This window comes from Streptomyces sp. NPDC055632 (assembly GCF_053618675.1).
Map to the genome: position 1 here is coordinate 1 of NZ_JBSHHY010000011.1, position 18182 is coordinate 18182.

Below are 18182 nucleotides of genomic sequence, written 5' to 3' on the forward strand. Positions count from 1 at the left end.
GCCGGGACCCGATCGGGTCCCGGCCCTCGGCCGTGCGCCTCCGCCCCCGGAGGCTTCTTTCAGAGCCCTCTGCGGGGCCCCGGCGGCAGCGCCGGCCGGGGGGCCTGCGGAGGAGGCGGCGACGGCGCCTGCGCCGCCCACGCCGCGGGCGGCGCCGCGTGCCTCCGCCCGGTCCCGCCCGCGCCCGGCATCGTCGTGCCGAAGGCCCGGAAGGCCAGTCCCTCCTCGCCGCTGCGATCGCCCGGCAAGGTGCGGAACGACCGGCGGTACTCCGAGTACAGCGCGTCGTAGATCGGCGTGGGCGAAGGGCCCGCCGCGACGTCCGACACGGGGCGCATGGAGGGGATCTGACTCGGATGCGGCGGGGAGAAAGGGTCGTATGGGTGCACGTAGGTGCCAACGACCCCGCCGCCCGTCGGATGCGGGCGGCTCTCCGAATGGGCCGCCCGCCGCGGGCGCGGCACGGTCGGAGCCCCCGGTCCCGGCGTCCCCCGCTCCGCCGGCACGCCGGCGACCCGCACCCACCCCGAGCCCCGCCGCGCGTCCCCGGTCACGTGCCGGCCAGCGGCATCGCGGCGGCCACCAGGCGCCCGTTCGCGGCGGCCTTCTCCAGGGCGTCGCGCAGCAGGTCCTCGCGCGGCTGCTGGCCGATCGAGCCCACCGGGGCGGCGAAGACCAGGACCGTGTGCGACTTGTTGGCCGCCGCGCGCCAGCCCTCGGTGACCTGGAGCGGCTGGTGCGCCTGCCACCAGGCGGCCTGCCCGGCGCCGCCCGGCCCCGGCTGGAGCACCGAGTGGAGCTGGCCCATGGCGACCAGGACCGACCAGCCCGGCAGCACCACCGGCGTGGTGTCGAGGTCCATGACCTGCTGGAAGCCCTGCTCGGCCAGGAGCGGCAGGAACTCGTCGACGAGGCCGTCCGACCCCGGGCGGGCCACCGGGGCGGTCGGCTCCACCACCAGGGCCGGGTGCAGCTCGCCCCGGATCAGGACGAGCCCGCTGGTGACCCCGAGGACGGCCTGCTCCGGGTGGGAGGCGGAGAGCGCGTCGGCGGCGTCCGAGGCCGTGATGGAGGCGACGGCGCCCTGGAGCTGCTCCTCCGCGACCCGGACGACCTGCGACGGGATGCAGCTGGCGTGGGCGAAGGCGAGGACCGCCGTCTCCTCGCCGACGAACAGCACCGTGCTGGTGCGCTCCTGCTCGGAGTCCCCCGGCGTGCGGCAGGAGGTGCAGTCGTAGCTGCCCGGGGCGTTGTCGCCGTCGAGCAGCCGGTCGGCTTCTTCGTCGCCGATCTCGGCGCGTACGTCCTCGCTGACGTCGAGCATGCGCGGCACGGGGGGCTCCCTGGACTCGGTACGGGCGGACGCCGGGCCGTTCCCGGTCGTCTCATGCCGAGTTCAACGGGCCAGGCTCGGCCGGGGTCACGCGCGGATGCGGGGCAAGTTGCCGCCGGGGCCCGGGGCGGGAGGGTGCCGCCGACCGGGTGGGGCGCCGGTGGAGTACCGCGCGGCACGGGCCGGGGAGGCCGGGAGGCTGCCTAGCCTGCGTCGATGTCGAAGATCAGATTTTGGACAGCCGGTTCCCTCGCGGCGGCCTCCGCGGCCGCGCTCCTCACCCTGGCCCCGGCCCCCGTCCAGGCGCAGGCACGGCCCCAGGCCCCCGCCCAGGCCCGGGAGTCCGTCGCCGCGGCCCGTGGTACGGCCACCGCACCCCGTACGGCCGCCGCCACCGCGCCCCGTACGGCCGCCGCCACCGCAGCCCGTACGGCCGCCTCCTCCGTGCCCGCGTACGCCTGCGCCCAGGACCAGTGGCCGTGGGGCTGCGTCGCCGAGTGCGAGAGCAGCGGGCGCTGGCACGCCAACACCGGCAACGGCTTCTACGGCGGGCTCCAGTTCTGGCAGCCGACCTGGGTCGAGCACGGCGGCCTCGCGTACGCCCCGCGCGCCGACCTGGCCACCCGCGCGCAGCAGATCCAGGTCGCCGAGGAGGTGCTGCGCACCCAGGGCTGGGGCGCCTGGCCCGTCTGCTCCAAGCGGTACGGCCTGAGCGGGCGCGTCCACACCGTCGAGCCCGGCGACACCCTCGGCTCGATCGCCCGCCGCTTCGACGTCGAGGGCGGCTGGCAGGCGCTGTACGCGGCGAACAAGAGCCTGATCGGGGCCGATCCGAACCGGATCACCGTCGGCACCATGCTGCGCATCGCCCCGCTCTGACGCTCCCGCCCGGGCGGGCCCCGGTGTCCGTCCGCCCGGGCGCACGAGCGCCGCCGCCTCCCCGGCAAGTACAGTCGGGCGACCGATCAACTGACCGGGGGGAACCGGCAGCGCGATGCGCATCTCCTTTCTGCTCCACAACGGCTACCACTACGGCGGCACGATCCGCACGACCTACACGCTCGCCGAGGAACTGGCGGAGCGTCACGAGGTCGAGATCGTGTCGGTGTTCCGCCACCGCGACCGCCCGCTGCTCGACCTGCCCGCCGGGGTGACCCTGCGCCACCTCGTCGACCTGCGGAAGGAAAGCCCCGGGTACGACGGGGACCACCCCGACTTCCACCGTCCCGCCCGGGTCTTCCCGCGCGGCGACGGACGCTGGAAGCAGTACAGCGCGCTCACCGACGCCCGGATCGGGGAGCACCTGCGCGGCGTGGAGGCCGACGTCCTCGTCGCCACCCGGCCCGGGCTCAACGTCCACCTCGCCCGGCAGGCCCGGCGCGGGCCCGTCCTGATCGGCCAGGAGCACCTGACCCTGGACGGCCACACCTACCGGCTGCGCCGGGACATCGGCCACGAGTACGCGCTCCTCGACGCCGTCACCACGGTCACCGAGGCCGACGCCCGCGCCTACCGGAAGCTGGGGCTGTCCGGCGTACGGATCGAGGCCGTGCCCAACAGCGTGCCCGCGCCCTCGCTGCCGCCCGCCGACCCGGCGGCGAAGACGGTCGTCGCGGCGGGCCGGCTGACCCTGGTCAAGCGGTACGACGTGCTGATCGACGCCTTCGCGGAGGCGACGGGGGACCACCCCGACTGGAAGCTGCGGATCTACGGCTCCGGGGACGCCGTCCAGAACCTCAGGGCGCCGCTCGCCCGGCGGATCGAGGAGCGGGGCCTCGGGGGACGGGCCTTCCTCATGGGGTCGGTCACCCCGCTGGAACCGGAGTGGGTCAAGGGCTCGATCGCCGCCGTCACCTCCCGGCGCGAGTCCTTCGGCATGACGATCGTGGAGGCGATGCGCTGCGGCCTCCCGGTGGTCTCCACCGACTGCCCGAACGGGCCGCGCGAGATCATCGAGGACGGGGTCGACGGGCGGCTCGTGCCGGTCGACGACGTGGCGGCGGTCGCGGGAGCGCTGCGCGAGCTGATCGAGGACGACGAGCTGCGGGCGAAGACGGCGCGGGCGGCCCTCACCGCCTCCGAGCGCTTCGACCCCGCCCGGATCGCCGCCCGGCACGAGGAGCTCTGGAGGGAACTCCTGGACCGGGGCGCGGGCCGGCGCACGCACTCCCCGGCGCGGACGGCGCTCCACCGGGGCGTGGGCCGGGCCGTCGACGCCGTCTACGCGCAGAAGGCGAGGGCGGGCCGGCTGGTCCGCCGCTTCCGCTGAGGCGGGCGGGAGAGCCCGGCAACCCGCGTCAGGGCCCGTATCGAGGACCGTAGCTGTCCGCGAGGGCTGTCAGACTCGGGCGCATGTTGGAGACCTCCGCACGGCTGCTGCGTCTGCTCTCACTGCTCCAGGCCCACCGCGAGTGGTCCGGGGCCGATCTCGCCGACCGGCTCGGCGTCACCCCGCGCACCGTGCGGCGGGACGTCGACCGGCTGCGGGAGCTCGGCTACCCCGTGCACGCCAGCCCCGGCACCGGCGGCGGCTACCAGCTCGGGGCCGGGGCCGAGCTGCCGCCGCTCCTCCTCGACGACGAGGAGGCCGTGGCGGTCGCGGTCGGTCTGCGCGCCGCCGCCGGGCAGGGCGTCGAGGGCATCGGCGAGAGCTCGGTGCGCGCCCTGGCCAAGCTGGAGCAGGTCCTGCCGGGCCGGCTGCGGCGGCGCGTCGGGGCGCTGAACGCCTTCACGGTGCCGCTGCTGCGCACCCCGGACGAGCGGGTCGACCCGGAGGTCCTCACCGACCTCGCCCACGCCTGCCGGGACAGCGAGCGGGTCCGCTTCGCCTACCGGGACCACGGCGGCTCCGCCACCCGCAGGAGCGTGGAGCCGCACCGGCTGGTCTGCACCGAGCGGCGCTGGTACCTGGTCGCCTGGGACCTGGACCGGGCCGACTGGCGTACGTTCCGGGTGGACCGGATCGAGCCCACCCCGCCGCACGGCCCCCGCTTCCCGCCCCGCGAACCGCCCGCCGAGGACCTGGCCGCCTACGTGGCGAAGGGCGTGTCGAGCAGCGCCTACTCCACGGAGGGGACGGTCCGGCTGCTCGTGCCGCTCGCCGAGGCCGCAGCCGCCGTCGGCCCGCTGCACGGCGTCCTGGAGGCCGACGGCGACGGGACCTGCCTGCTGCGCACGGGGGCGCACGGACTCGACGTCCTGCTGATCCACGTGGCGATGCTGGGCTTCGACTTCGAGGTGGTCGAACCGCGGGAGCTCACCGGGCGGGTCCGTGACCTCAGGGACCGGCTGTCCCGCGCCCTCGACCGCACGGAGGGCGGGTCCGGTACGGACTCCTGACGCGCGCGCCGGGGTGTTCGGGCGGCGTAAGCATTGTGTAAGGAAAGGGTGAGTGCCCCGCGCGGGCGCCGCCCGGGCAATTCGGGAAGTCCGCGCGGCGAGCGGGAATTGTCCGTCTCCTATCGGTGCTTCCCGGCCCCGGACGAGAACTGCCGGACGTTCCCGGTAAAGCACCGGAGAAGTGCCGGAGAAGTGGTGGGGAAGCGGCGGGTAACCGCCCTTCCGGGGAGCGCGGGGTGCGGCAAACGGATGTCGAGGACTTGTGACACAAGCGTGACCGGCAAGGGACTAACGTGAGGTTCATGGCACCCACATCGCGCACTCCCGAACAGCCCGGCGACGCTCCCGAGTCCTATGTGGGCCTCGGTGCGGAAGGCGCCGAACAGCTCGCCAGGACCCGCGGCTGGAGCGTCGTCCGCTCCCTGCCGCCCGGCTCGATCATCACCATGGAGTACCTCTCCGGGCGCATCAACTTCGAGGTCCAGGACGGCACCGTCACCCGCTGCTGGCTCGGCTGACACCCGGCCCCGCGCACACGGAAGGGCCCCGGCCGACCCGGCCGGGGCCCTTCTCCGCGTACGAGCCCGTACGAGTTCGTACGAGCCCGTACGAGTCCGTACGGGGGTTCCCGCGAGGGGGAGGTGCGGGGGCTCAGCCCCTCGTCGCCGGGGTGCGCCGGCCGCCGGCCACTCCCACGGGCTCCCGGACCGGCTCCTCGGGGCCGGGCGGGCGCGTCGGGAAGAACCCCGGCCGGGGTCCGCCGGACGCCACGGGCAGCGAGGGCACGAGCCGCCGCCGGTCCCGCAGCCGCTCCCGCAGCCGGTCGCGCGCGGCGAGGATCCAGGACTCCGCCACGGCCAGGACCGGCTCGCACCAGGGCAGCGCGAGCAGGACGAGGAGGCCGGCCGCCCAGCCGAGCAGGACGTCGCTCAGCCAGTGCGTGCCCAGGTAGACGGTGGTGAGGCCGACGCCGAGCGCGACCACGGCGGAGAGCGCCGACAGATAGCGCCGGGCCCGCGGGGTGGTCGCCAGGTAGGCCAGGATTCCCCAGGTCACGACCGCGTTGGCGGTGTGGCCGGAGGGGAATATATCGCCGCCCGCGAAGAGCTCGGCGGAGCCGACCTGCGTCGCGTAGTGGGGTCCGAGGCGGCCGAGTCCGAGCTTGACCGAGCCGACCGAGACGTTGAGCAGCAGGAGGGCGGCGCCGAGACACAGCAGGGGGCGCAGGGTGTGCTGGCGCCAGGAGCGCCAGCCCAGCCAGGCGGCCACCATGACGGCCGTGGGGCCGCGCTGACCGAGGACGACGTAGTAGTCGAGGAAGGCGTGCAGCTCCGGCCACTGCTGGTAGGGCCGGAACAGCATGATCTTCCAGTCGAGGGTCACCAGCCAGGTCGACAGCAGGACGGCCACGACGATGGCGAGATAGAACGCCGACGTCCCGCCGAAGAGGGCGAGACGCGTGCGGGTCATCCCCGGGACCTCTATCTTCGGCGGTTCCGGCTCCCGGTCCAGCCGGGCAAAGATGTCGGTACGCACCCAATCGACGTTACAGGGAGTGAGAAGCCGACCCCGTCAAACCGCTCCCTTCGTGATGACGATGTGATGTGGAGTAGGTCTCAGGGGGACTCTCATTACCGGCGTCCGTCCGGAAATCGGATGACCTGCGGACCCATTCCCCGAAGGGGCATTCCGGAAGAATGTTTGAACGTGAGGGAATTCCTCCGAACGGGCGTCCGCGTGGAATTCCGTACGCTCCGGGGACCGGCCCGAGTGGCGTACGCCACACCCGGAGCCCGGACGGGGTGAGAGCTGCACCACGCGCTCGACGGTCGACCTCGCGTACGCTGGCGGCTCGCTCGCCCGTCGATGCCGGGCCGCTCCGGGGAGGCAACCCCTGGTCGGGGGCCCACCGAGCGCGAGAGTTCCACCGGGAGGTACGTACATGTCGCGGACGAACACGGCCCCAGCACGACCTCGTGCCGCCGCGGGCGGTGGTGCCAACCGCTGGGTCGTCCTCGTCGTCCTCTGCGTCAGCCTCCTCCTGGTCGCCCTGGACGCGACCATCCTCCACGTCGCCGTCCCCTCGCTCACCGAGGACCTGCGCCCCGGCTCCACCGAGCTGCTCTGGATCGTCGACGCCTATCCCCTGATCTGCGCCTCGCTCCTCATCCTCTTCGGCACCCTCGGGGACCGGGTGGGGCGGCGCAGGGTCCTGCTGCTCGGCTACGCGCTGTTCGGCGTCGCCTCCGCGGTCGCCGCCCTCGCCACCGAGCCGTCCGTCCTCATCGCGGCCCGCGCGCTGCTCGGCGTCGGCGGCGCCATGATCATGCCCGCCACGCTCTCCATCCTCCGGGCGGTCTTCCCCGACCGGCGGGAGCGGGCCACCGCCATCGGGGTCTGGACGGCGGTCGCCGCGATAGGCGCCGCCACCGGTCCGGTCCTCGGCGGCTTCCTCGTCGAGCACTACTGGTGGGGCTCGGTCTTCCTCATCAACATCCCGCTGATGGCGCTGATCCTGCCGCTCGGCCGCCGCCTGCTGCCCGAGTCCCGGGGCACCGCCGACGGCCCCTGGGACGTCCTCGGTGCCCTCATGGCCGCGGCCGGAGTGCTCGGCTGCGTCCTCGGCGTCAAGCGCGCCGGGGCCGGCGAACCGCTGCTCGCCCTGCCCACCGCCGGGCCGCTGCTGCTCGGCGCGGTCCTCCTCGTCCTCTTCGTGCGGCGGCAGAGGCGGCGCCCGCACCCGCTGATCGACACGGGGCTCTTCGCCCGTCCCGCCTTCACCACCTCGGTCGGCTGCATCGTCCTGGCCATGCTGGCCCTGGTCGGCCTGGAGCTCATCGCCGTCCAGTACCTCCAGCTCGTCCTCGGCCTCAGCCCCCTGGAGACCGGCCTCCGGCTCCTCCCGCTGACCTTCGCCGCCATGGCGGCCGGCGCCACCGGCTCGTACACCCTGCGCCGGATCGGGCCGCGCCGGATGGTCGGCTGGGGCTTCGTGCTCACGGCCGGCGCGGTGCTGCTGCTCGTCCTCATGGGCGAGCACGACCGGCCGCTGCTGCTCACGGTGGGCTTCGTGCTGCTCGGCTTCGGCCTGCAGACCACGCTCTTCTCGGCGTACGAGTCGATGCTCAGCGAGGCGCCCCCGCGGAGCGCGGGCGGCGCGGCGGCCATCGGGGAGACCTCGTACCAGCTCGGCGCCGGCATGGGCATCGCGCTGCTCGGCAGCGTGATGAACGCGGCGTACGCCCCCGGTCTCAGCGGGATCCCCGGGGTGCCCGAGGAGGCTGGCCGGGCCGCCGCGAACTCGCTCGGCGAGGCCTACAAGGTGGCCGAACAGCTCGGCGGACCGGCCGGCGGCGCCCTGCACCAGGCCGCCCGGCAGTCCTTCGTGAACGGCCTGCACATCACGCTCTGCGTGAGCGCCGCGCTGCTGCTCGCCGGCGCGCTGATGGCCCTGCGCCTGCCCCGCGTCATGGAGTGTCCGGTGGACCCGGAGGGTCCGGACGGTCCGGAGGCGGCGGTGGAGGCCGAGGGCGCGCGGAAGGTCCCGGACGGTCCGGCCCCCGGCGCGGAGCGCGTCGGGAAGGCGGGGTCGCCCGGGGTGTGCGAGCCGCGGGTGCCCGCGACCCGGGAAGCGATCGAGCCCGCCGGCTCGGGGGGACGTCCGGCGCACTGACCCGATCCGTCGGGAGGCGTCCGGTCGGGCCGGCGGACCCGATCAGCTCTGGTTGAAGAAGCCGTCCTGCGGGCGCCGGCCGCCCTCGCTGACGATCTGGGTGTCGGCCGGGGTCAGCAGGAAGACCCGCGTCGCCACGCGCTCGATGGAACCGCGCAGGCCGAAGGCGAGGCCGGCGGCGAAGTCGACGACGCGCTTGGCGTCGTCCGGCTCCATCGCCGTCAGGTTCACGATGACCGGGACGCCGTCCCGGAAGAGCTCGCCGATGCCCCGGGCGTCCCGGAAGCCGTCCGGGGAGACCGTGGCGATCCGGCGGCCCCGATCCTCGGCGGTGTCCGTGGCCACCCGGACCCGGGGGTCCGTCACCCAGGCGTCGCCGCTCTCGGCACCGTCGGCGTACTCGTCGTCGTAGTAACGCTCGTCGTTGTCCTCGACGAGTCCCAGCCAGGCACTTGCCTTGCGCACCGATCCCATCGACGCCTCCTTTCAACGCGGTCACTTGTGGTTCCGCATGTCCCCATCGTCGTCCATGATGCGGATCGCGCGCCAAGCGGATAAGCGCCGTGCAGGGGATTCGTGACGGTACTGGTGCAGAACGTGAGGGGCGTTTCCTGGCGATTCGTCAGGAAACTTGCGGTATGCGGGTCCTGAAGAGGGGCCATGTAGATGAAAATATGAAAGTCGTGCCGGAAGAGTGACGATGGGCGCGTACGGGTGAACGGGGCCGCTCGCTACGATGCCGCGAGGCCGCTCGACGGCCCTCCGTACGGCCTCCGTACGACCTTGCGCACCGCTTTCCGGACGCCTTTCGGGGCGGCCCCGGCCCACGACTCACGGGGGAGTCCTTGTTCGGAATCGTCAGACCCTGCACGCACCGGCTCACCGACCGCCTCAAGGTCGAGTGGACGGCCCACCTCTGCGGCCTCTGCCTGGCGCTCCGCGCCGACCACGGCCAGTTCGCCCGGGTCGTCACCAACTACGACGGGCTCATCGTCTCGGTTCTGACGGAGGCTCAGACCGGAGCCGTGGAGAGCGGGCGCCGCACCGCCGGACCCTGCCCGCTGCGCGGCATGCGGACCGCGCCCGTGGCCCGGGGCGAGGGCGCCAGGCTCGCCGCCGCCGTCTCGCTCGTCCTCGCCTCGGCGAAGGTGCGGGACCACGTCGCGGACCGGGACGGCCTGTTGGCGCGCCGGCCCGTCGCCGCCGCGGCCCGCCGGGTCGCCCGCTCCTGGGACCGGGCCGGGGCCAGGACCGGCCGCGCCCTCGGCTTCGACACCGCCGTCCTCGTCGACGCCGTCGACCGCCAGACCGGCATCGAGGCCCTCGCCGGACCCGGCACGCCCCTGCTCGCCGTCACCGAGCCGACCGAGACCGCGACCGCCGCCGCCTTCGCGCACACCGCCGTCCTCGCGGGCCGGCCGGAGAACGCCGGACCCCTCGCCGAGGCCGGCCGCCTCTTCGGCCGGCTCGCCCACCTCCTCGACGCCGTGGAGGACCAGGCCGCCGACGTGGCGAGCGGCGCCTGGAACCCGCTCACCGCGACCGGCACCTCCCGCGAGGAGGCCCGCCGGCTCGCCGACGACGCCCTGCACGGCATACGCCTCGCCCTGAAGGACGCCCGCTTCACCGACGGGAAGCTGGTCCACGTCCTGCTCGCCCACGAACTGCGCACCTCGGTGGACCGGGCCTTCGGCACGACCACCTGCTCGCACGGGGCCTCCGGCGTCGGTCACGGGCCGGTGCCGGGGAACCCGTACGCGCCCCAGGGGCCCGGGCCCGGCAACCCGTTCGCGCCCGGACCCGGCGGCCCCGGAGGACCGGGCGGGCCCCACGCCCCCGGCCCCGGCGGTCCCGGTGGCCCCGGCGGGCCGTTCCCGCCCGGACCGCCCGGCCGACGCGGGCTGATCGCCGGATGCGCCCTCTGGGTCGGCCTCGCCTGCACCTGCCAGATGTGCTGCGGGACGTACGAGGACCCCTGGAGCCGGCAGCGGCGCGAGGGCCTCTGCGGCCAGTGCGACCCCGGCAACTGCTGTGACTGCTGCGACTGCTGCAGCAACTGCTCCTCCTGCTGCGAGGGGGACGGCTGCTGCGGCGACTGCAGCTGCGGCTGCGACTGCTGACGGGCCGTCGGAGGGATCCCGGCGGGACGCCCCCGCCGGAAGGCCCTCCGCGGGACCCCGCCGGTCCGCCCCCGTACCGCTACTTCTTCGGCGCCGGGATCTCCGGCGGGGAGATCTGCGAGCGCTCGATGCCCGAGCCCGTCACTCCCCACTTCTTCAGGATCCGGTCGTACGTCCCGTCGGCCTTCAGACCGTTCACCGCGGCCTCGAAGGCCGGCGCGAGCGGGGTGCCCTTCTTGAAGGCGAAGCCGACGTCGAGCCGCCGGTACTCGTTGAGGAACTTCATGCCCTTCTGCTGCGTCACCGCGTACCGAAGGCCGTTGATCGTGCTCATCACGACGTCGCTGCGGCCCTGCTGGAGCGCCATCCAGACGGCCCCGGTCTGGTTGTAGACGTCGATCCCGTACGGCTTCTTCCCCGCCTCCGCGCACCGGCCCTTGTTCTTCTCCAGGGTCCGCTCGAAGGTGGTCCCGGCGTCCACCGCCACCCTCAGGCCGCACAGCTGGGTGAGGTCGGTGATCTCCTTCAGCCGGCTGTCGGCCCGGGCCGCGAAGCCCTGCCCGTCGTTGACGTACGTGACGAAGTCGATCGTCTTCCGCCGCTCCTCGGTCACGCCGAAGTTCCCGGTACCCACGTCGTACTTGCCGCTGCCGAGGGCCGGCAGGATCGCCTCGAAGCCGACGGCCTCGCGCTTCGCCTCCAGACCGAGCGCCTTCGCCACGGCCGCGGTGAAGTCCGCGTCCACCCCCACCACGGTCCTGCCGTCGGGCAGGTAGGCCGAGCTGGGCGGAGTGCCGACCGAGGCGGCGACCGCGAAGGAGCCCCGCTGCCGCACGTCGGCGGGGAGCAGCTTCGCCGCGGCCTCGTTCTTCTCCACCCCCGCCACCACGTCCTCGGTGGGCAGCGCGCCCTTCGCCGCGCCCGGGGCGCCCGAGGCCCCGGCCGGCGCGGTCGCGGGCTCGCCGCCCGCGCAGGCGGTGAGGCCGAGCGCGGCGACGGTGATCAGGGCGAAGGCCAGGGTGGTGCGGGCGGGACCGGGACTCGTGCGCGTACTCATGGCTTCGGGTTCTCCAGGAATTTCTCGAACGGCAGCGGGCCGATCGACTCGGGATCGGCGGACACGTCGAAGAGCGGGCGGTAGCCGCTCGCCAGGTAGAGGCCCCTGGCCTCCGGCTGGCGCGGCCCGGTCGTCAGGTAGACGCGGGAGTAGCCGCGGTCCGCGGCCTCCTGTTCGAGCACGGCCAGGACGCGGCGGGCGAGCCCGCGCCTGCGGTGCGCCGAGTGGGTCCAGATCCGCTTCAGTTCGGCGGTGTGCTCGTCGTGACGGCGGTAGGCGCCGCCCGCCACGGGCACGTCCTGCTCCAGGAGGAGCAGGAAGGCGCCGTGGGGAGGGGCGAACTCCTCCGCCGGATAGCGGCTCAGATCGTGCGCCGAGCCGTACCGGGTCGTGTACTCGTACGCCAGCTCGTCGAGGAGCGGGCGCGCCAACGGGTCGTCGGTCGTGGTCCGGCGCACGGACAGCGCGGACTCACGACTGGGCGTGAGAGGCATGTGTCTCTTTCGGGCGAAGAGAACGAAGAAGAGGAAAAGGGGCGAGGGGAGGGGAGCTCAGTGCCGCGCGGGTGAAGGAACCGCCGAGGGCGTCAGGAGGGACACCACGGGCGGGGAGGAAAGAGGAGAAGACGCAGGGGGTCGGCTCAACAGGAAGAGGACCACACGCGACCGAAGTCGATGTGGGAGCGCGTGACCAGCTGCTGCGAATGCATGGGCCCAGTGGAACAGGCATCCGTTTCCCCGTCAACCATCCTGAGACGAACGGCTCATATTCCGGACGGGCTTGACAAGCCTCCGCTCGACGGCCGTAGCCTCACAGGGCGGACACCGGGCTGAGGGGCCCGGTCCCGCGCTCACCGCTCGCCGTGCGTGTGAAGGCGCACCCGTGCGAACGCCCCCGCGCGTTCCCCGTGCGAACGCCCCGGCGTTCCCCGCACCGACGCCCCGGGCGTTCCGTGTGCACTCCCGTGTTCGATCCGCCCCCTGGCATCCACGGAGCCTTCGCATGTCGACACCCCTCGCCACCCTCGCCAAGGAGGCCGCGGCCCCGCCGCCAGCCGAACCGGCCCTCCGGATCGTCCCCACCCGCCGCGCCGGCCAGTGGACCGCCGCCGTCGCCGTGCTCGTCCTGCTCGCGCTCGGCCTCGTCTCGGTCGTCCGCAACAAGGCCTTCCAGTGGGACGTCGTGGCGCAGTACTTCACCTCGGCGTCCGTCCTGCGCGGGCTCGGGCTCACCCTGTGGCTGACCGCCCTCGTGATGGTCCTCGGCTTCGTCCTCGGCACCCTGCTCGCCGTCTGCAGACTTTCCGCCAACCCCGTGCTGCGCGCGGTCAGTTGGGGCTACATCTGGTTCTTCAGGTCCACGCCGATCCTGGTCCAGCTGCTCTTCTGGTTCAACATCGGCATGCTGTACCCGCAGATCCTCGGCGTGAACACGGTCAACCTGCTCGGCCCCGTCGCCGTCGCCGTCATCGGCCTCACCCTGCACGAGGCCGCCTACGCCGCCGAGGTCGTCCGCGGCGGCATCCTCTCCGTCGACCGGGGCCAGATCGAGGCCGCCGAGTCCCTCGGCCTCGGCCGGTGGCGCCGGCTCTCCCGGATCGTCCTCCCGCAGGCCATGCGCGCCATCGTCCCGCCCGCCGGGAACATGCTGATCGGCACCCTCAAGGGCACCTCGATCGTCTCCGTGATCGCCGTCCAGGACCTGCTCTACTCCACCCAGCTCGTCTACCACCGCACGTACGAGATCATCCCGCTGCTCCTCGTCGCCACCCTCTGGTACGTCGCCGTCACCTCGGTGCTGAGCGTCGGCCAGTACTACGTCGAGCGGCACTACGCCCGCGGAACGGGCGGTGCCCGATGAGCACCCGCCCCTCCCTCGTCGTCGTGGGCGCCGGGCCGCGGGGGACCGGCTTCCTCGAACGGCTCGCCGCCAACCTGCCCGAGCTGTACGGCGACCGGCCCCTCGACGTCCACCTCGTCGACCCGCACCCGCCCGGCCCCGGCCGGATATGGCGCACCGAACAGTCCCCGCTGCTCTGGATGAACTCCCAGGCCGAGGACGTCACGATGTTCACCGACGAGACCGTGGAGCTCGAAGGCCCCGTCCGGCCCGGACCCACCCTCGCCGAATGGGCCGGCATCGACGGCCGCACCTTCCCCACCCGCCCCCTCCAGGGCGCCTACCTGCGCTGGGCGTACGAGCGGGCCAGGGCCGCGCTGCCCGCCTCCGTCACCGTCCACGAGCACCGCGCCAGCGCGCTGCGGGTCGGCGGCCCCCGCGAGGGGCGCCAGCGGGTCTGGCTGGAGGGCGCCGCCGTCCCCCTCCCCGCCGACCTGGTCGTCCTCACCGTCGGCCACCTCGACGCCGAACCCGACCGGGAGCAGCGGGAGCTCGCCGACTTCGCCGCCCGCCACGGCCTCGTCCACCTGCCGCCCGACTTCACCGCGGACACCGACCTGAGCGCGCTGCCCGCCGGCGAACCCGTCCTCGTCCGCGGCTTCGGACTCGCCTTCGTCGACCTGATGGTCCTCCTCACCGAGGGCCGCGGCGGCCGCTACGAGGGCGAGGGCGACGACCTCGTCTACGTGCCCTCCGGCCGGGAGCCCGTGCTGCACGTCGGATCGCGCCGGGGCGTCCCGTACCACTCGAAGATCGGCTACGCCCTCGACGGCGAACGGCCCCCGCTGCCCCGCTTCTTCGGCACCGCGCAGACCGACGCCCTGCTGGCGCGCCGCGAACCGATCGACTTCCGGCGCGACGTGTGGCCGCTCGTCGACAAGGAACTCGGCTGGGCCCACTACCACCGCCTCTTCTCCACCCACCCCGAGCGGACCGCGCTCCCCCGGAGCGACTTCGAGAAGGCCTACGAGGCGGCCGAGCCGCGCGGCGCCGAACTCGCCGCGCTCGTCGCCGCCGCCGTCCCCGACCCCGCCGACCGGCTCGACCTCGACGCCCTCGACCACCCCCTGGACGGCGTCCGCTTCGCCTCCGCCGAAGCGCTCCAGGAGGGTCTGCGCGGCTACGTCACCGCCGACCTCGCCCGCCGCCACGACCCCGCCCACAGCGCCGACGCCGCCGTCTTCGCCGGACTGCTCTCCGTCTACGGGCAGCTCCTGCGGCTCGGCGACCGCATCGACCCCGGCGGCTGGTGGCACGGCTTCTTCAGCTACCTCGCCTCCGGACCGCCCGGCCCCCGGCTCCGCCAGCTCCTCGCGCTCTCCCGCGCCGGCGTCGTCCGCTTCCTCGGCCCCCGCGTCACCGTCGGGACCGACGAGGAACGCGGCCTCTTCCGGGCCTCGTCCGACGCCGTGCCGGGGGAGTGGACCGAGGCCCGCGCCCTGGTCGAGGCCCGGCTGCCCGACCCCACCCTGGAGCTCACCGGCAGCCCGCTGCTGCGCGCCCTCCACGAGGAGGGGGCCCGCGCCACCGCCAGCGGCCTCCTCGTCGTCGACCCCGTCGACGCCCGGATCCTGGAGCGCGACGGGCGCCCGCACCCGCGCCGCTTCGCGCTCGGCCCGCACACCACCGCCCGCGCCGGCGGGGCCTTCACCCGGCCCCGCACCGGCGGGGTCGCCTTCGGGCAGAACGACGTCACCGCGCGCGCCGCGCTGGCCCTCCTGCGCGACCTGGAGTGTCGTCTCCCGGCCCCGCTGAGCGCCTGACCGGCGCTTCCCCTCCCGTACTCCGTACTCCGCACTCCGCCGAGCGTCCGACCGGCCGCTCCCCTCCCGTACCCCGCCCGCATGCCTCCCGAGGAACCGCCATGGCTCTCACCAGCGACCCACCGGCCGAACCGCTCACGAAGGAACCGGCCGCCCCCGCCGCACCGGCGGCCCCCGAACTCGTGATCGTCCCCGTCCGCCACCCCTGGCGCTGGGTGGCCGTCGCCGCCACCGCCGTCCTGCTCGTGCAGTTCGCCCACGGACTCGTCACCAACCCCGGCTGGGAGTGGGACGTCTTCGCCGCGTTCTTCACGACCGAGACGATCCTCAAGGCGGTCTGGGTCACCCTCCAGCTCACCTTCTACGGCACCGCCCTCGGCTTCGCGATCGGCATCGTGGTCGCCTTCATGCGCCTGTCGGCCAGCCCCTTCCTGCGCTCGGTCGCCTTCGGCTACATCTGGGCCTTCCGCTCCATCCCGCTCATCGTCCAGCTCCTCTTCTGGTTCAACCTCGCCTACCTCTACAAGGAGCTGAGCATCGGCATCCCCTTCGGGCCGGGCTTCTTCTCCTTCGACACGATGGGCCTGGTCGGTGAGATGAGCGCCGCCGTCCTCGGACTCGCCCTGCACCAGGCGGCCTACGCGGCCGAGATCGTCCGAGGGGGCGTACTCGCCGTGGACGAGGGCCAGTTGCAGGCCGCGGCCTCCCTCGGCATCCCCAAGCTCCGGCAGGCGCGCCGGATCATCCTGCCGCAGGCGATGCGCTCCATCCTGCCCAACGCCGCCAACGAGGTCATCTCGCTCTTCAAGGGCACCTCGATCGTCTCGGTCATGGCGATCGGCGAACTCTTCTACCAGGTCCAGGTCGTCTACGGCCGCAACGGGCGGGTCGTCCCGCTCCTGATGGTCGCCACCGCCTGGTACATCCTGCTCACCACCGCGCTCTCCGTCGTCCAGCACTACGTCGAACGCCACTACGCGAAGGGGAGCACCCGATGAGCTCCGCCACCACCGTCGAGAAGACCGACGCCACCGCCAAGGTCGAGATCCGGGCCGTCCACAAGAACTTCGGTCCCCTGCACGTGCTGCGCGGCATCGACCTCGACGTGCGGGCCGGCGAGGTCACCGTCGTCCTCGGCCCCTCCGGCTCCGGCAAGTCCACCCTGCTGCGGACCATCAACCACCTGGAGAAGGTCGACGGCGGCACGGTCAGCGTGGACGGCGTCCTCGTCGGCTACCGGCGCTCCGGGAACAAGCTCTACGAGCTGCGCGAGCGCGAGATCCTCAAGCAGCGCACCCGGATCGGCTTCGTCTTCCAGAACTTCCACCTCTTCCCGCACCTGACCGTCCTGGAGAACATCGTCGAGGCCCCCGTCTCGGCCCTCAAGCGCCCCCGCAAGGAGGCCGAGGCCGCGGCCCGTACGCTCCTCGAACGCGTCGGGCTCGCCGACAAGGCGGAGTCGTACCCCAAGCAGCTCTCCGGCGGACAGCAGCAGCGGGTGGCCATCGCCCGCGCGCTCGCCCTCGAACCGGGCCTGCTCCTCTTCGACGAGCCGACCTCCGCGCTCGACCCCGAACTGGTCGGCGAGGTCCTCGACGTCATCAAGGACCTGGCCGCCACCGGCACCACCATGATCGTCGTCACCCACGAGATCGGCTTCGCCCGCGAGGTCGCCGACACCGTGGTCTTCATGGACGAGGGCCGGATCGTCGAGCAGGGCCCGCCGGCCGAGGTGCTGGACAGCCCGCGCCACGAGCGCACCCGCGCCTTCCTCTCCAAGGTCCTCTGACCCGCGCTTCCCCTCCTTCCCCTCCTTCCCTTTCATCGCCTCACGACAGGAGCACCGCCATGAAGTCCCGCCGTACCCTCCTCACCGCCCTCGCCTCGCTCGCCGCCCTCGGCGTCCTCACCGCCTGCGGCTCGGGCGAAGCCGCCGTCAACGAGGTCAAGCCCGAGGGCAAGAAGGGCCACGGCATCAACCTGAGCCCGGAGCAGAACCGCGTCCACACCGCCAAGGTCGACGCCATCGCCGCCAAGCTCCCCCCGGCCGTACGGGAGAGAGGCACGCTCGTCCTCGGCGTCTCCGCGTCCAGCAATCCGCCGCTCGCCTTCCGCGCCACCGACGACAAGACCCTGATCGGCGTCGAGGTCGACATCGCCACCCTGGTCGCCGATGCGCTCGGACTGAAGCCCGAGTTCAACGCCGTCTCGTGGGAGAACCTCTTCGTCGGCCTGGACAGCGGCAAGTACGACGGCGTCTTCTCCAACGTCACCGTCACCGAGGAGCGCAAGGACAAGTACGACTTCGCCACCTACCGCCTGGACGACCTGGCCTTCGAGGCCAAGAAGGGCTCCGGCTGGACGGTGAAGGGGCCCGAGGACGTGGCCGGGAAGGCGATCGCGGTCGGCTCCGGCACCAACCAGGAGAAGATCCTCGTCGACTGGTCCGCGCAGAACGAGAAGGCCGGGCGCAAGCCGGTCGACATCAAGTACTACCAGAACACCTCCGACTACTACCTGGCGCTCCAGTCCGGCCGGATCGACGCCTACCTCGGCCCCAACCCCGTCGCCGCCTACCACGTGCTCTCCTCGGGGCAGACGGAGGTCGTCGGCAAGTTCTCCGGGGCGGGCGCCGGGCTCCAGGGCAAGATCGCGGCCACCACGAAGAAGGACAGCGGACTCGTCGCCGCCTACGCCGCCGCGCTCGACCACGTCATCCAGAACGGCACCTACGCCGAGGTCCTCAAGCGCTGGGGCCTCGACGGCGAGTCCGTCCCCAAGTCGGAGATCAACCCGCCCGGCCTGCCCCGCACCAAGAACTGACCCGGCGAGCCGACCCGGCGGACCGGCCCCGTCCCGAAAGAACCGCGGCGGGGCCGGTCCGCCCCGCCCCCCCCCCCCCCGCCTACTTTTTAGAGTGGTTCCGCATTTACAGCAGCCGTACGCTCCACCACGGCGCCGAGCGCGGCCCCGGCGGCCGGCGGGGCGCCCCGGGCCC

The 18182-nt window shown here is 73.5% G+C and carries 17 protein-coding genes; 11 read left to right on the forward strand and 6 right to left on the reverse strand.

Translation table 11 applies throughout. The features are described from left to right. Nucleotides 1-59: 59 nt before the first annotated feature. Together ACWGSR_RS16415 and ACWGSR_RS16420 are read right to left on the reverse strand one after the other, a co-directional pair. A complete protein-coding gene (locus tag ACWGSR_RS16415) occupies nt 60-338 on the reverse strand; it encodes a hypothetical protein (RefSeq protein ID WP_453567062.1) in 279 nt (92 codons plus the stop codon). Nucleotides 339-550: 212 nt separating this feature from the next. Beyond that, nucleotides 551-1333, reverse strand: coding sequence for a hypothetical protein (locus ACWGSR_RS16420; protein ID WP_376245648.1), 783 nt, complete (start codon nt 1331-1333; stop codon nt 551-553). Nucleotides 1334-1549: 216 nt separating this feature from the next. On the opposite strand from ACWGSR_RS16420, the gene ACWGSR_RS16425 reads away from it, so the two are divergent. From ACWGSR_RS16425 to ACWGSR_RS16440, 4 genes are all read left to right on the forward strand, one after another. Then, the gene (locus tag ACWGSR_RS16425; RefSeq protein ID WP_453567064.1) at nt 1550-2212 is read left to right on the forward strand and encodes a LysM peptidoglycan-binding domain-containing protein; all 663 of its coding nucleotides are present in this window, start codon (nt 1550-1552) and stop codon (nt 2210-2212) included. Nucleotides 2213-2327: 115 nt separating this feature from the next. After that, entirely contained in the window at nt 2328-3602 is a 1275-nt protein-coding gene (locus ACWGSR_RS16430) for a glycosyltransferase family 4 protein (protein ID WP_453567066.1), read from the forward strand. A gap of 83 nt (nt 3603-3685) precedes the next feature. Continuing rightward, nucleotides 3686-4672, forward strand: coding sequence for a helix-turn-helix transcriptional regulator (locus ACWGSR_RS16435; protein ID WP_376245639.1), 987 nt, complete (start codon nt 3686-3688; stop codon nt 4670-4672). Between the two features lie 302 nt (nt 4673-4974). Beyond that, nucleotides 4975-5190: an I78 family peptidase inhibitor gene (locus ACWGSR_RS16440; protein ID WP_366377686.1), complete on the forward strand. Its 216-nt coding sequence runs from the start codon at nt 4975-4977 to the stop codon at nt 5188-5190. A 133-nt stretch (nt 5191-5323) separates the two neighbouring features. Here ACWGSR_RS16440 and ACWGSR_RS16445 read toward each other — a convergent pair whose 3' ends face one another. Beyond that, complete coding sequence (locus ACWGSR_RS16445) at nt 5324-6142, reverse strand: phosphatase PAP2 family protein (RefSeq protein ID WP_432088807.1); 819 nt, start codon at nt 6140-6142, stop codon at nt 5324-5326. Nucleotides 6143-6614: 472 nt separating this feature from the next. Between ACWGSR_RS16445 and ACWGSR_RS16450 the strand changes: the two genes are divergently transcribed. Next, the gene (locus ACWGSR_RS16450) at nt 6615-8345 is read left to right on the forward strand and encodes an MFS transporter (protein WP_376245632.1); all 1731 of its coding nucleotides are present in this window, start codon (nt 6615-6617) and stop codon (nt 8343-8345) included. Between the two features lie 42 nt (nt 8346-8387). Here the strand turns inward: ACWGSR_RS16450 and ACWGSR_RS16455 are convergent, their stop codons facing one another. Beyond that, nucleotides 8388-8819, reverse strand: a complete 432-nt coding sequence (locus ACWGSR_RS16455; RefSeq protein ID WP_125657109.1) for a cell division protein SepF — start codon at nt 8817-8819, stop codon at nt 8388-8390. Nucleotides 8820-9190: 371 nt separating this feature from the next. Between ACWGSR_RS16455 and ACWGSR_RS16460 the strand changes: the two genes are divergently transcribed. Continuing rightward, on the forward strand, nt 9191-10465 hold the full coding sequence (locus tag ACWGSR_RS16460) for a DUF5685 family protein (RefSeq protein ID WP_453567069.1): 1275 nt from the start codon (nt 9191-9193) through the stop codon (nt 10463-10465). 79 nt (nt 10466-10544) lie between these two features. On the opposite strand, the gene ACWGSR_RS16465 is transcribed toward ACWGSR_RS16460, so the two are convergent. Then, on the reverse strand, nt 10545-11522 hold the full coding sequence (locus tag ACWGSR_RS16465; RefSeq protein ID WP_376245625.1) for an ABC transporter substrate-binding protein: 978 nt from the start codon (nt 11520-11522) through the stop codon (nt 10545-10547). Continuing rightward, the gene (locus tag ACWGSR_RS16470) at nt 11519-12016 is read right to left on the reverse strand and encodes a GNAT family N-acetyltransferase (RefSeq protein ID WP_453567072.1); all 498 of its coding nucleotides are present in this window, start codon (nt 12014-12016) and stop codon (nt 11519-11521) included. The genes ACWGSR_RS16465 and ACWGSR_RS16470 overlap by 4 nt, the downstream gene beginning before the upstream one ends. Before the next feature lie 508 nt (nt 12017-12524). Here ACWGSR_RS16470 and ACWGSR_RS16475 point away from each other — a divergent pair. The 5 genes from ACWGSR_RS16475 (at nt 12525) to ACWGSR_RS16495 (ending at nt 18007) form a co-directional block, all read left to right on the forward strand. Further along, nucleotides 12525-13382 carry an amino acid ABC transporter permease gene (locus tag ACWGSR_RS16475; RefSeq protein WP_376245619.1) on the forward strand — a complete coding sequence of 286 codons (858 nt, stop codon included), beginning with the start codon at nt 12525-12527 and terminating at the stop codon, nt 13380-13382. Beyond that, nucleotides 13379-15184 carry an FAD/NAD(P)-binding protein gene (locus tag ACWGSR_RS16480; RefSeq protein WP_376245616.1) on the forward strand — a complete coding sequence of 602 codons (1806 nt, stop codon included), beginning with the start codon at nt 13379-13381 and terminating at the stop codon, nt 15182-15184. Before ACWGSR_RS16475 ends, ACWGSR_RS16480 begins: the two co-directional genes overlap by 4 nt. Nucleotides 15185-15285: 101 nt before the next feature. Then, a complete protein-coding gene (locus ACWGSR_RS16485; protein WP_376245613.1) occupies nt 15286-16182 on the forward strand; it encodes an amino acid ABC transporter permease in 897 nt (298 codons plus the stop codon). Next, on the forward strand, nt 16179-16973 hold the full coding sequence (locus ACWGSR_RS16490) for an amino acid ABC transporter ATP-binding protein (protein ID WP_376245610.1): 795 nt from the start codon (nt 16179-16181) through the stop codon (nt 16971-16973). Before ACWGSR_RS16485 ends, ACWGSR_RS16490 begins: the two co-directional genes overlap by 4 nt. A gap of 59 nt (nt 16974-17032) precedes the next feature. Then, entirely contained in the window at nt 17033-18007 is a 975-nt protein-coding gene (locus ACWGSR_RS16495) for an ABC transporter substrate-binding protein (protein WP_376245607.1), read from the forward strand. The last annotated feature ends 175 nt before the right edge of the window (nt 18008-18182 follow it).